The 15,079-nt window shown below is 61.2% G+C and carries 5 protein-coding genes; all 5 read right to left on the bottom strand.

Annotated features, from left to right (window positions below; all coding sequences use genetic code 11):
- Positions 1-188: 188 nt before the first annotated feature.
- Positions 189-8,840, bottom strand: coding sequence for a CxxxxCH/CxxCH domain c-type cytochrome (locus tag GMET_RS02900; RefSeq protein ID WP_004512279.1), 8,652 nt, complete (start codon positions 8,838-8,840; stop codon positions 189-191).
- 97 nt (positions 8,841-8,937) lie between these two features.
- Positions 8,938-11,547, bottom strand: a complete 2,610-nt coding sequence (locus GMET_RS02895; RefSeq protein ID WP_004512278.1) for a CxxxxCH/CxxCH domain c-type cytochrome — start codon at positions 11,545-11,547, stop codon at positions 8,938-8,940.
- Between the two features lie 486 nt (positions 11,548-12,033).
- The gene (locus tag GMET_RS02890) at positions 12,034-12,843 is read right to left on the bottom strand and encodes a cytochrome c biogenesis protein (protein ID WP_004512277.1); all 810 of its coding nucleotides are present in this window, start codon (positions 12,841-12,843) and stop codon (positions 12,034-12,036) included.
- The gene (locus GMET_RS02885; protein ID WP_004512276.1) at positions 12,843-14,177 is read right to left on the bottom strand and encodes a cytochrome c biogenesis protein ResB; all 1,335 of its coding nucleotides are present in this window, start codon (positions 14,175-14,177) and stop codon (positions 12,843-12,845) included. The genes GMET_RS02890 and GMET_RS02885 overlap by 1 nt, the downstream gene beginning before the upstream one ends.
- An 81-nt stretch (positions 14,178-14,258) precedes the next feature.
- The gene (locus tag GMET_RS02880; protein ID WP_004512275.1) at positions 14,259-15,047 is read right to left on the bottom strand and encodes a NosD domain-containing protein; all 789 of its coding nucleotides are present in this window, start codon (positions 15,045-15,047) and stop codon (positions 14,259-14,261) included.
- Positions 15,048-15,079 lie beyond the last annotated feature (32 nt).

Here is a 15,079-nt window from a genome sequence, read left to right as displayed (position 1 = left end):
AAAAGGTGGGACCATGAACAGGCCCCACCTCTGTCTCCCCTTGCGGTCTCCGCCTCAGCAGGGATGAACATTCGCCGATCCGACGATCCTCGGCTTGACATAGCTGCGCTTTTTCATCCGATCATCTCCTTTCTGTGTGCCGGGGCGGGGGCAAGCCACGGACTCCCCCCCGCCTGTCTGCCGGCATTCTACCACGGTGTTTTGTTGTTCCAGTGCTGCGTCGTGTAGTTGGTGTAGGTTATGCCACCGGCTGTTGCCGTGTTGTGGCACTGGGTCTGGGTGGTCAGGGTCAGTGCCGGCGCCGCGTTCTGGACCGTGCTCTGGGACTTGCCGAAGAACCAGGTCCCCGGGTTGATCGCCGAGCCACGGGACTTGAACCCGCCGCCGCCTACAGGGAACCGTCCCTTGCCGGCCCCGCTCTGATACCATTTCGAGTACTCCACCGGATTCCCGCCGGCAGCCACCCCGCCGCGATGTTTGGCATCGAGGCAGTTGGTCACCATGAGCCGTGGTAGCCGGGCGTTGTGGGGCGTGTGGCACTTGGAGCAGGTGAAGGCATGCACTTTGTTGCTCACGTTGCCGCCGCTGCCCGTTGTGAGTGCCCAGCCATCGACGGTGTTGTGGATCCGGGTCATGGCTTTCCAGCTTCCGGTCGAACCGGGGGCACCGGTCACCGCCGCCGTGTTGTTGAGCACCGACTTGTTGTGGCAGCCGGTGCAGAGCCCGGCGAACTGGGTATCGGCCGTGGTCTGCAGTGTCGCGGCGGAAGTGGTGAACGTCCAGGACCGGGCGGTCGTCGGTTCGCCCACCGTTCCCGCCTGCATGCTGTTCTGGTCGATGAAGTACCGGGGCGTGCTGCCGACGGTAATGGGCACATAGGACGATGAATGGGTACTGCCGCCCCGGGCTTCGTTGGTGTTCCGCGGTGCCGAATCCTGCCGGTAGGGGGAGGTGACCCAGGTCCCCTTGAGGAGCGGCACGCCGTAGTTGCGGTCGCTCACATAGGTCGTGTTCTTGCTGACGCCATGGGGGTCGTGGCACGGCGTACAGAGGCCGTTGATGGGCGAGGAAACCCCGGCCGAGTACGGATTGTCCTTGATGCCGTTCGCGAACGTCCGCTGGGTGACGGCAGTGGTCAGCGGTGACGACGGGCCGTAGTGGCCCCCCTTGTTGCCAGGGTTGCTGGCCTTGTACGGATAGGTGACCGTCATGGCAAAGGTGGAGTAGTTGCCGAAGTACGGCTTGTCATGGAAGCCGTAGATGGGCTGGTTGGAGCCGAAGGTGTCATTGTAGCCCCACGGCATGGAGGTATTGGACGTCTTGTTGTTGTGGCAGTCGAAGCAGAGGGACGCACCCGTGTTGTAGGCGTTCCTGTTGGGCGCGGCCGAATCGCCGCCTGCCACCGGCGCATAGGTGGAGTTGTAGCCGCCGACCCCCTGGACGGTGGTCTTGAGCATGCCGCCGCTGTAGCGGCCCGTGGCGCTGGAGTAGCTGGTCATGATGCCGCTGGCCACGGTGCCGTGGGAGTTGTGGCAGTCGAAGCAGAGCACATTGTTGACGGCGCCGCTGGTGTTGCTGTGTTTCGGGCCGCCCGTGTAGGAGCCGAACGCCCAGCCGCGCTGGTTGCCGCTGGCATTGCCATGGGCGGAGAAGGCCTTGTTAAGCCCCTTCTTCACCGTGTCGTTGCCGGTGACCTTGCCCCACAGCGTGGTGGCGGTGGAACTGTACCGGTTGAAGATGCTGCTGTTGTCCCAGGCATAGGTCTTGGGTGTCCTGGTATCGCCGCTGGCGCTGAAGGGCGTTGTGGCATTGTTCTTGGTGCTGTGGCAGCCGATGCAGACGTTGTTGATCTTGGCGTATTCCGTCCGCTTGCGGGTAGCGCTTCCCGCGGCCGTGTACCTGGTGAAGACCGTGCCGCGCGTGCCGTTGCCATAGAGCACCAGATCAACCGACTTGCCGGTGGTCCGGTCATGGTAGGTGGCATTGGCGGTGCCGTCGGCGTTTGCCTCCATATGGCACGGGTAGCAGTAGGTGGCGCTCATGGTTACACCCTGGACGTGGTGCGACGCGCCGGCAAACTGCGGGATAACCGCGGTGCGGCCGCCGACCTCGCCGCTGTGGCAGCCGATGCAGGTCGGCTTGTTGGTGCCAGTGGCATAGCTGCCGCTGGCAGATCCGCCGTTCCAGGCCGGACCGGTGGTTGCGTCGGAAACGTGGCAGAGGATATTCTTGCAGGTACCGGTCCCTTCGGTGGCGCCGGGTGCATACACGCCATTGGGACCGACCACTGACGAGTTGAAGATGATGTCAACCGTGCCGTTCACATGGAGCGGGTTGCCGGCGCCGGAACCGTAGTGGCACATGACGCAGTCGATGCCGTAGCCTCCGTTGGCCGAACTGGCGGTATGTTTCTGGTGCGCGCCGGTGTACCTGCCGGCCGAGGTCTGGTCCCGGTGGCAGGAGTTGCAGGTGGTGGCGCCGCTACCCCAGGTGATCGCCTTGAATTGGTGATCGTAAACGTCGCTGTGGCAGTAGACCTGGCAGGTGCCGTACGCGGCGCTGGGCGCCAGGTTGCCGGTGCCGCCTTTGGCCGCAAAGGACGAGGCGCCGGCGGCTTTGTAGCCGGGAACGACAACATTGCCGAGGCTGTCTTTAAAGCTGTCGTTGACCGCAATCTGGTTCATCCGCTTGGCGGAGGTGTAGAACTCCCACTCCACTTGGCCGTTCACGTGGTAGTTGTTCTCCTTGACGCCGTGGCAGTTGGAGCAGGCCAGTTTCGGCTCGCCAAAGAGCGTGCCCACATGGGCGCCATGGGACCCCCTGGTCCGGTAGGTTTCGCCGGTCACGCCGTGGCAGCTGCCGCAGGTGGCCTCGGTATAGCCCAGCTCCCAGTCCGGCTTGGTGTTGCTGCCGCCCCCCAATGGTGGCAGGGCCGCGCCCGAGCCGCCACCGTGGCAGTACACGTTCTCACAGGTATTGAGCTTGGCCGTGTTCGTGGTCCGCCGCACGGTGGTGCTGGTGATGGTCGCGAAGTAGACAATCGGCTGGGAATAGCTGTTGGTCAGGGTGGAGTAGCCGTAGAACGTTCCGCGGCGGACCTTGCCGCCAAAGGCGTTGAAACCGATCTCCAGCTTGTAGCTGGGCATGTCGCCGGAATTGTTGTAGTGGCAGAAAGTGCAGCGCTTGCCGATATTCGGGTTCAGGAAATGCCCCTGGTGCGCGCCGGTCATGCCGGCACTCAGGGCATTAATCGGCGGGTTGGTCATGCTGTTGTCGGTCGGCGGGAGGCCGTGACAGGTCAGACAGCTGTCGACAACGCCGTTGGCGTGGATTTCCGGCTTGGTGAAGCCGTTGCCGGCCGCATTGACATGCTTGTGGCAATTGATGCACTGGTTGGCCTGGTAGGGGCGGCTGTTGTCATCGTCCCAGTGATTGTATCCGGGGAGCGGTGCCGGCGGCGGTGATGCGTGACACTTGTTGCAGTCGGCGGTGGTACCGTTCAGGAACGGTGCATTCCAGACCGGCGAGGCGATCCGGCTGGCATTGGGGGTGGCTCCGTCGCTCACGGCGGAACCGTAGAGGCCGGTCCCCTCGACGGAGTCCATGCCGGAGCCGTGGCACCAGATATTGCTGCACTGGTGGGCACCGTAGTTGTAGCCGGGCTGGTGCTGGGCGCTGGTGTAACCGGTCAGGACCGCGCCGCTCGATGCGGTTGCGCCGAAAGTCAGCTCGGCCGGCAGCTGCGAGTCGATATGGCCGGGAGTGTAGGGGCCGGTCGGCTTGTTGTGGCATTCGGAGCAATCGTACTGGGACGACAGCTTGAACGGCATCGAGGTGATATGCTGGAAGTGGGCGCCAACGTACGGGTCCGTGTTCGAGGTGGTCCCGTTGGGGCCCATGGTGCTGTAGAAGCCATTTTTGAGGGATGGATCCGTAGTGTGGCACTTGTCGCAAAGCGGGATAGCGTCATTGGCCGGGCCCCAGGTCAGCGCGGTCGGGCCGGTCTTGGGACGGCGCAAGCCGTGGCAGTTGCCGTTGTAGCAGGTGCCATAGGAGGCGGAGCCGGGCACCTTGGCCGAGCTGTAGGAATAGTGCGTGTTCTCGGCAAGGCCGCCGAACTGGAAGTTTATGTAGTCGTTGGCATGGTTGAGCGGGTTGGCGTCACCGCCGTTTCCATGGCAGATGCGGCAATCAAAGCCCGTCACGCCGGCGCCGGCATGCTGCGGATGCCCGCCGGTCACATTCGGCTGCGCCTGGTGACAACTGTTGCAGGTGGTCGTCCCCCCCCAGGTCGGGGTGGAATAGGACGTCGGGGGACCGGTGCCGTTGTTGCTCTGGACATTGCTGTGGCAGTAAAGGTTGGAGCAGGAACCGTAACTGCCCGGCGGCGTGGGGGCCGGAGCGCCGGTGTTCCCCTTGTCCACGCCCCTGTAAAGGGCCAGCCCGAAGGTTCCGGGAGGCAGCGTGGAGAGATCCCATTCCACATTGCCGTTGATGTGGGCCGAGCTGGTGGAGTAATTGCGGAAACCGTGGCACTTGCTGCAGGCAATGCCGTTGCCGAAACCGGGTTCATTGCTGGCATGCTTGTGGTGGCTGCCGGAGGTGGGGGGCTGGTCGTTGGTGGCGGCATGGCATGAGCCGCAGCCGACCTGGCTGATGCCGGTCCAGGCCGGATCGGTATTGTAGCCGCCATTGCCGTCCCAGCCGTGGCAGTAGACATTGCAGTTGATTATGGTGCCGGGTGCCTGCTGCACCGTCGTGCCCGGGGCGGTCGCAAAGGTATAGCCGTTACGGGGCGTCAGCGAACGCATTATGCCGGTGGTGTATTGGCCGAACCAACCGGGGAAGCTGGTCCCGTTGACCTTGAACCCCATATTGATGTTTTTGTCCGGTACGGCGGTGACCAGGTGGTTGCCGTTGCTGTGGCAGGCCTGGCACTTGAGGCCGCGGTCGTTGTGCTTGCCATGGGAGCCGGCATTGGTTGCATACGAGGAGAGCACGTTGGTCGTCGGCACCACCAGCTGCTCCTTGATGGTGGGGGGATAGCCGTGGCAGTCGGTACACGACCCCGCCTGCGCCACCGTCTTGAAACCGAGCTTGTGCGAGTGGCACTTCATGCAGTCTTCGTTGTTGTTATGGTCCTTCCAGGTCACCTTCGACGAGCTGTACTGGTGGAAACGCGCATTGTGGTGGCAGACTTCGCACACATTGGTGGTGGCTGTCCCGCTTCTGTGGTCATTGCCGAAAACACCAGCCACATTGGCACTGGAAGCGGTGGAGAGAATATTGAACACGACCGGCCGGTTACCGGTCGGGGTGGCGATGCTGTTTTTGACCTGCTTGATATTGGTGGCGGTGGGGGAATGGCAGGTGGCGCAGTCGTAATTCTTCCCCCAGATACCGTACTTGGTGGTGCCCAGTTGCAGACTGCTGTGCATCATGGTGCCATATTTGTTGACCGTGACATAGACCGGGTCCGCGTGCAGGGTTTCTCCGCCGGAGCTCTTGGCGACCTTCACCTGGAAGGTCTTGACCGCCCCCTGAACCGCGCCGGGCTTCGCGGTAATGTTCAGCTTCGTATACTGCGACCCCATGGTCGGGATTATGAAGTTGTTGCCGCTGAATGTGGAGACGGTGTAGTTGCTGTCGTCGATGTCGGTGCCCACTATCGAGAGCGTGTAGGTGGTTGCCGCACAGACGCCCGTGTCGTTGCTGGTGATGGCGACATCCAGGCCCAGCGTATTGCCGGCCTTGATGTATGAGGCATTGGGATTGATCTCAAGTGAGGGAAGCTCCGTACATCTGTTCTTGATACTGGCGATGGCGCTGCCGGCGGTTCCCACGCTGACGTTGTTGACCGAGTCCACCGCACAGGCGCGGTAGCCGTACGAAATGCCTTCATCCAGGTTTTTGTCGATAAGTGATGTGCCCGTGCCGGAGTAAACCGGGAAGGTCTTTACGTTGTCCACCGTGCAATTGCGTGGCGGCGGCGCATTCCCCAGGCCACGCACGACAACGTAGCTGACCGCGCTCCCGCTGGTATCGGTCGCGGTGGTCCAGTTCAGGTTGATCTCGGCGCGGTCAATATCATTGTGATAGGTGCCGGTGGCGACAGTCAGGGTCGGGTCGGTCGGCGGCTGCTGGTCCATGATGACCGTTGCGCTGGACGGGTCGCTCAGCAGCAGCCGGTTGGTCGTCCTGGAGTGGACCACCGAGACAACCTGGGCCTTGACGTCGTAGGTAATCCCCTGGCCCGCCTTGGGAGTAACGGCCACGTAATAATCGGTGGGCGTGGTGGTGGCGGCCAGGCCGGTGGTCGTGACCTGCCAGTTATTGACCTGGGTGGGAGAAGTCAGGTGCCCGAAGGAAGTGCCGTCAGCCTTGATGATATCAAGCCGCGCAACGTAGTCGGAGATGACCTTGCCCGCGGGCAGGGTGCTGGTCGTCGAAAGCGTGACCGTGACGCTGGAGAACGTGTCGTTGACCCCGCCGTTGGTGGCAAGATTGAACGCATCCAGCTTGGTGGCGCCGGCGCCGGAAGGAACGATCACGCCGGGAGGCTCGGCAGTGCCGCCGCTCACCGTCGTGGTCGGCAGGATCGTCAGATTCGCCGACGAACTGTCGCTGTTCTCGCCGATGGTGCCGGAAGTGACAACCGCCAGGTCACTGACCAGAGCGTTCAGGATTACGTTGGTGTTGGGGGTGTCGCCGATATCGACGACCACCAGGAATCGCTTGGTCTTGTTGTCGATGGCCAGGCTGCCGACCGAAACCGTCGCGACGTTGCCGGTGATTACGGAGGTGGACCCGATCAGGGTGTCGGTGCCGTCAAGGGCCCCAAGCATGCCGCCGGTCGAGTTGTCCTGATAAATCCAGACATTTTTGATATTTGTGCTGTTGAACAGGGGGTTGCCCTTGATCGAAATCGAAGAGACGGTCTTTGCCTTGGAAGCGCTCAAGGTGAACGAATCGATCACCTTGCTGGTGTCGCCCGCATAGACGTTGGCATTGACACTGGGGAAACCGTCGCCCACATCGACGTTTTCATTCAGGGCCGCCGTTTCCTCCACCTGCAGTTGGGCGCCGACCGCGCCGCCGAGGCCGATCTGCGCATTGGCGGTGACGCCGATCTGGATGCCGAGGCGGGCGCCAAGGGGGACATTGGAAAAATCCTGACCGGACAGGGAGGTGGTAATGGTCTGGCTGAGAGTACCGGTGGATTTGTAGGTCGATGCAATCGGGGCATTAACCCGCACGCCCCCGCTGGTGACGTAGAACATCTGCAGGGTGACCGTGCCGCCGCCTGACGGGGTATAGAGCCGGTAGGTAAAACTGCGCCCCTTGATGGACAGCATATCGGAGTGGTAGCCGTCCCCGCTGAAATAGAGCCTGACGAAATCCGGCTGGGTGCTGCCGCTGGTGTTGCTGTAGTTCTGCCCCGCCACACTGGCACAAGAGTGGTTGGGGTAGTTGAGCAGGCCGACCAGCGGGAATGCCGACCCTGCCGTGGTTCTGGTAATACAGGTGGAGGTTGTGGAGCCCGGCCCGCCGGTTTCGGCGATGTTCGTCAGTGACGTGCCGGCATCCCAGTCCGCCGCGTAGTTCTTGACGACCGGGGTGCCCCCATACTGGATGAGGGGCGTTGAGGACGACGTGCTGGTCACATTTCGCACGCCGTTCGTCGCCGCGGCGTCGACGGTGAAATAACTGCCATCCACAATGCGGGCGCCGACAGTGGTGTTATAGGTCGCGTTCTTGCGAATGGTGTAAGTGATGAAATAGCGCCGGGGCGTGGCGGTAAGTGCTTCCGGAGTCGGCAACGAATACCCCTGTTTGGTCAACTGGCTGAAATTGTATGGTCCGCCGATCAGGGTGTCGGTGGGTTCGAAGACGCCGTCATTATCGGCATCCCGGTAGATCGAAAAGGAGACGTCTCCCGGTTCGTCCACCGGCAGAAGGGGGTTGAGGACGCTGGTATTGGTGCCGATCTTATCCAGAAGCCCGCCCGACCAGTTGACCCCCCCGGCCACGTTGGTGTACAGGTCGAATCTAAGCATGGGAACATTGGTGTCCCCCTGGGTGACGGAGGTGAGACCGCCGGCATAGTAATCGGCCAGGTTTGAGACGGTAACCGAATCAGCCACATAGGGGGCTTCGGTGACGGTAAAGAACGAATAGTTGCTTCCGCCCCCCCAGAAGAGGCGGGCCGACGAGGCGGTACTTGCCAGGCGGGCGGTGATGACCACCTTGATCCGCTGTCCGGCATCTATGGTCTGCAGTGCAGGATTGGTGAAGGTCATGTCCAGCGGCGTCTGCACCGAGGGATGGGCCTCCATCTCGTCCGATGTCCAGAGCAATCTCGCGTTATTGGCGGCACCGGTAGCCGTGGGGTTGCCGGTGCCGGGGGCCACCGCCGGGTTATAGGCGTAGACGTAGGCCTTCCAGTAAATGGCATTTGCGGTGCCGTTGCGGTCCCTCACGCCGATCGTGACGGCAGGCGCGTTAATGGTCTGCTTGGCGGCATAGACCGGCCCATAGGCGCTGATCATCCTCTGTTCGGAGGTATTGGACGCGGCGCTGACACTGCGGGAGAAGGCATAGACACCGACCTTCATGGATATTTTGCCGCCGAGCGACGCCGCGGTGCTGGTGCTGCCATCGGCGCCGAGGTTCACCGATGTGGAATCAGTGGTGAAATAATAGGTCTGGGTGGCTGTATCGCCAATCATCGGCTTGAACATGATCTGATACAGGAAACAGCCCACGACCAGCATCACAATGATGCCGATTTTAGTCCGCAGCCCCATGCTCCTGATCTGCCTGGCGATTGTCGTTCCCATATAAGTTCCCTCGTTCAGTGCTGGAAAGTCCGTTACTTTGTTACGACGTACAGGGGCAAAAACACCTCCCCCCTGTACGAAGCGCATACCTTACCGGTTACATGGCGTTATGGCAATTGACACACGTTGTCGCGCCGTCATTATCGGTCCATTTCACGCTCTGGCTGTTATGGCAGGCGACATTGGAGCAGGTCTTGCTGCCGCCGTCCCACATGGTTGCCGTGTTGAGCGCTGCCTTGGCGGAGTCGTACGCGCCGGAGGTCTTGTACACGCCGTTGCGCTTGAAGGTGCCGCTGTATGACGTGAAGTAGATCTGCCGCATCTGCGCCTTGGAAAGCACGGTAACCGGCTGGAACGCCACATCGGCCGTTCCGTTGACGTGCTTCGACCGGTCGGCGATGGCGGCCGGGTTTCCGGCCAGGGCGCCCACGGTATTGCCGGCATAGTGGCAGGTTTTGCAGACAAAGTTGTCATCGTTGCGGGCGGTGGTGACCGTCAGGTAGTGGCAGATATTGCAGCCGATGGTTGTTGATGTGGCGGCATTGCCGTGGCTGCTGTCATTGCCGGTGCCCGCCTTGGCCAGGCCGCTCGGGCTGCTGTAGATCCCCATGGCATGGATTGCAATCTGGTGCCCCCCCGGGTTGCTGGTGTAGCCGAGGAAGCGGTTGTTGTAGTGGGACTTGGAACCGGCAATGGTGGTGTTGGGGGCGTTGCCGTGGCAGTTGGCGCAGCGGTCGCCGGTGAAGCTGCCGCCGTACCAGTCCGGCGTGGTGGCGTAGACCAGGCCGGCGGCGTTGCCGTTGCTGTGGCAGTAGGCCATCGAGCACCTGATGCTGACTTTGGTTGTGCCGGTGATGCCGCTGTTGGCGACGTTGACGCCGACCGCCGTGGCACTGTTTTTGGCGCGCAGGGAGCCCACCCCGGCCTCATCCTTCTTGAGGGTCACGTTGATGACCGAATTGTAGTGATTGCCCGTTGCGGTGACAGGATGGCAGTTGGAGCAGCCGAAGTCGTATTCCGTCGCCGTGGAGCGGTTGGCGGTGTAGTTGTACATGGTCGGCGAGGCGGTGGCGCTGATATGCTTGGCATGGGCGCCGCTGGCCCGCAGCACGGCAAGGGTGTGGCAGCCGAGGCAGCCGATGGGGGTCGACGTTCCCCAGGTCGGGGTGGTGGTGCTGTAGTGGCAGTTGACGTTGGAGCAGGTGCTGTAGCCGTTGCCCGGCCTCGGGGTGCCGTTGTAGGCCGCCGTAGCACCGAAATTGGACGGGAACGCAAGGTCTATCTTCCCGTCAGTGTGCCGCGATAGCCCGCTATGGCACGAATTGTTGCAGCTGCCGTTGAACGGCAATCCGCCGACGTTGTGACAGACTATGCAGCGTGTCGCCATGGTATAGGGAGTCGCTGTCGATGACAGATGCTTGGTATGGCTGCCGGTCGCAATATCAGCCTCCATAAAGTGGTTGCCGCCGCCGTGACAGGTGCCGCAGGTGCCGCTCGCCCCATTGCCCCACGTGGGCTGCCGGTAGGTTATGCCGACCCCGCCGTCGTTCTGGACGTTCGAATGGCAGTAGACATTGTTGCACTGGCCGTAAGCGGTGCCAGGATCCTTGGCATAGGGGGTCGCCTGGCCCCCATAGGTGCCGTTGACGGCAGTGGTGAGGCTGTTGAACTTGATATTAACCTTGGCGTTGACGTGGACGGTGGTGTCCGCAATGGCCATGGTGCCGTTGACCGTGGCGGCATGGCACTTTGCACAGGCTATGTTGTTTGAATAACCTTGCGAATCAGTACCCACGTGCCGTTTATGGCTGCCGGTGGCCATGGCGTTGCCGGAGGCGTTGTTGGACCTGTGGCACCCCGTGCAGTTGGCCGGCAGGGGGGTTCCCCAGGTCGGTACGGTGACGGTGGAGAAGTTGCCCATGCTTTTCTGGCCGTTACTGTGGCAGTAGAGGCTGGTGCAGGTGCCGAACCCATTGATCTGGCTCGGCAGGTAATCATTGAGGGGGCCGGAATAGACGCCGCTGCCGTTGTTGGGGGCGGCGGCGAAGCTGATGTTCAGATTGCGATGCCCGGCGCTGGTGGCATGCTGGAAGGTCGTATTGTTTGAATGGCACTTCTGGCAGTTGGCGACACCGGCATAGTACTGGTCGTGCCGGGAGTGGCTGCCGGCCGCGCCCGATGTTCCGCCACTTGGCGGGGCGCCGTGACATTTATTGCAATCGGCCGGAGAGGTGAACGCCGTGGAGCCCCACAGGGGAGTTGCCGCCTCGAAGTGGCAGTTGACGTTGCTGCATGACCCGGGGACCGGAATGGACGTCTGGTTCCAGAAGGTGACTGCCGATCCGGATACCTTGTACAGGCCGCCGCCGGGAGCCGGCGAGGTATTGATATTGGACGCCAGCTGAATTTTGCCGTCCCGGTGGCTGTTGAGATAACCGGAATTATTGTGGCACCTGGTACAGTCGCCGGCACTGGCGGAAGCGCCGAGATGGGTACCGTGATTGCCGGCAAAGCCGCCGGTGGAGATGTTGCGGAAGGCGGCGTCCGCCGGCGGCATGCCGTGACAGCCGGAACAGCTGGTGATGGTTCCAGCGTGGACAGGGGTCGTACCGCACAAAACGAAGAGTACCAGCGCCATCGAAGCCGCAAAGGCAACCAGCACTGGTACTGCACCAGAGGTTCGTTTCGTTCTATTCTCCGTACCCATGACTTCCCCCACGTCAAATCATGATGAGCACAACAACGTCCAGACGTTCAAAAAAAGCAAAATTATGACACCAGCCTGTCAAACCACTGTTAATTCGGCCTCAAAGACTGGAATCCATTTACAGCCCATCACAGGTTAACACGCTTGGATGCTTACGGTTATACCTCCAGCACCCTACACATAAACCGCCGGAGCGGTAACGTCCAATTACCTGACAGCAAGAGCGGTACCAATATCAGGGAAAAGCGGCGCCAGTGCACAACCATTTAACAACATTAATATAATAAATTTTTCATATTGAAATGAGGGAGGAACAGAAATTGTTATTGACGGTGGAGAGGACGCGGGAAAAGAAAGAATATACTCAACTATTATGAACTTAAAACATCTGCCGAACGGCCGTGGCACACCTTTCCGCGACCCTTACAACCGACGATCGGATGGCACATTGTAAAGCTTCCCACGTGCCAACGCTGGGTGAATACACTATTTGACCATGTAACTGCTGTGAATGCCGGGGCTGACAATGGTGATAAGGAAGGCGGTGAATATGGCGAGAAGAAGTGCCGCAATGGTGAGCCAGGCCATCCTTCTGCCACGCCACCCGTGGAGACGACGCAGGTGGAGTATGGCGCCGACGGTTATCCAGGAGATGAGAGACCACGTTTCGATGGGATCCCACCCCCAGTATCGCCCCCATGCGCTGTTGGCCCAGATGGAACCGGCGACGATCATCAGCCCCAGAGCGCAGAAGCCCAGTGACAGAAAGCGGTACGAGAGGTCGTCGAGCGAGGCCACGTCAGGAAGTCTTGGCCAGCGTTCGGGCCGTTTGCTCTTCAAGAGATAGAAGACGGCAAGCGCCCCCGCAATCAGCATGGCTCCGGTGATAACCTTGCCGAACAGGATGTGGATGACCAACCACCAACTCTTGAAGGTGATCGGCGCCGCAGCCTTGGTATCCACCGACAGGGCACCGTATCCCATCATCAGAAAGGCTCCGCTCATGACGATCGCCCCCGCGACCCTGATCTTCCGGTACAAAAGGCCGGCCGCGAGGAAGACTGCAACCGCGATGAGCGCATCGGATGAAAAAACCTCGTAACGGGTGATGTAGGGACCGTGTCCGGCCTGCACCCAGCGCATGGCGACGGCAGCCACGTGGGGCACGATCCCCCCTGCCGCCAGCGCCGCCGCCCCCTTCTCGCCCCACTTTTTGTCGAAGATGAAGTGGATCAGGTACAGCACCGCCGACAGGGCATAAAGTGTTGTCGCTATCCAGAAAAAAATGACGTCCATCAGGTTCTTTCCTCCGTGATTTGTTCGAGGATCCGCTCGGCCACCGACCTGAACCGCTCGCACCGGACAGCGACATGAACGGAGTCCGTCCCCCCTGCCCCCAGAAGCCGGATTTCCGCGGTCGGAAAGAACGCAAAAAGGACCAGGGTCAGGGCGGCGGCGGCAAAGCCGGCGTAAATGAGATAAATGCCGGGATCACGCGTGGCGGCGATGTCGCACCAGTAGTCTATCTTCCCGAACGTATAGCTGATCCCTTCCACTACCGTTCCCTCACCGGGACGAAGGAGGCGCTCGGCAACGACGCCTCCGTTTCGCATGAATCTCATCCGGATTGCCGGTGCTGCAATCCCGGCCAAGTCGTCGTACCTGCGGTTGCGGGAGAGGAACTCAACGTCAACCTGCGCATTGGAACCGGGTATTTCGGCTTGGACCCGGGGAGTTTTCCCCCCCTCGGGAAAGTTGAAATTAACGTAGCCCGATGCCCGCCCACCGTCCCGGCGCACCGTGTGGAGGATGACCCCGAAGCCACGACGGACGGAGAGATAGAGGTCGAGCCCACCATAGGATACCATCCCGGAGCGGAGGAGCCTCGTCCTGAGGGGGCCTCCGGCTGCGCCTTCCAGCAGAAAATCCGCCGCAATGTCGGGGAGATAACCCGCTTCCCGATACCGGTTATCGAAGGAAAGAAGCGTGATCTTGAGCCCTTGCGGGAGAGCCGGGGCAAACATCCCCCTGTCCTGCTGGAAAAAGCCCGATTCGTCGAGTTGTTCACTCTGCCCCACTCCCAGCTTCATATAGCCGCGAAAATAGGTGGCGTGGCTCGCGAGAACGCCGAGGATGAGCAACAGCAACGACAGGTGGAGCGACACGACGGACCACCGTGCGATCCCGAAGCGTGTGCCGGCAAGGTATCTGCCGTCAGCACAGAGCCCTTCGTGCCAGGAAAAGCCCGAAACCCGCAATTTCAACTTTTCCAGCGGTACGCCGGAAACCGTTGTCGAAAAGGGCTCCCCCACCATGGCTGCGGCGCTCGGCTCCGGCTTCTCCCGTCTCAGCAGGCCCCGGGCGCGTATTATCGTCGCAGCGAGGGTGCTGGCGAAGAAGAGGATCATGACCGCGAGAAAATACCAGGTTGAAAAAATGCGGGTAAATCCGAGCTTCAGCCAGAGATCGTGGACCCCTCCGGCTGCGACCCATGCGGCATAGCTCTCCGGCTCCAGGGTCGACTTCTGGGGGACCAATGCGCCGATGACGCATATGCAGAGGAGCATCAGGATAAGCGTCAGGGAAACACGCCGCGAAGCCAGGCGTTGCATGAGATCGTTACCCGTCATTGAACCAGGGTTTCCTTTCGACGGGAAAACCCGGAGAGGTTACCCTCACCGGGTTGCGGTCCTGCCGATATGCCAATGTGCCTAATCGTTCCCGCCCCCGTCGGTGCCGCCGACGTACCGGTTGCGGACACCGGTGGTGCGGTTGCCGCGGTTGGTGCCGCTTCCGCCGCGGTCATAGACGATGCCGTTTTCCACGTTGGTTATGCTGTTGGCATTCAGGGCGTTGTTACGGGATTCCGCCCCGGAGACGACGATTCCGAAGGTGTTGGGGATGAAGGAAGCGTTGCCGATCTGGTTCCCTTCGATGACGTTCCCGCCGGCGGCATAGACCCGAATCCCGAATCCCCGCCCGCCGGAAGCCCCCTTCATCTCCGTGATCCTGTTGTCGAGGATACGGTTCTTACCCCCCATCGCCACGATGCCATAGGCCTCGAAAGCGGCGCGTGCATCGGTTACGATGTTGTTGCGGACAACGCTCCCGGCGCCGTTCACCAAGATTCCCGTCCGGGTGCTCTTCTCGATCCACAGGTTCTCAATGAGCGAACCGGACCCGCCGGCGATGCCGATATTGAAGCCGCTGATGGTCCCATTGCGGAGTGTTACTCCCTTTTCAGAGCGGATGCCGTAGCTCCCCTCGCCGCCCGTCCCCTGAAGCCGGTGCCCCCCCAGGTCGATGACGGTCTGATCGGCTTCCACGAGAATCCCGACCGCCCCGTCGTGCAGTGAAACGTCTCTTGTGAGACAGTAGTCCCCCTGCTTCCGAACCGTAAAGGGAACCTTGTCGATGGCGGTACAGGCCGCTGATGCCGCCGCAGGCATCATGACAAGACAGTATGACAACATGGCGATAGCGCAGAGTGTCTTCTTCATCAAGTCCTACCTCTTCGATATGGCATCGGATG

Source organism: Geobacter metallireducens GS-15 (assembly GCF_000012925.1).
Classification (GTDB): Bacteria; Desulfobacterota; Desulfuromonadia; order Geobacterales; family Geobacteraceae; genus Geobacter; species Geobacter metallireducens.
The sequence above is the reverse complement of the archived record's forward strand: the minus strand, read 5'-3'. Positions and strand labels throughout refer to the sequence as shown.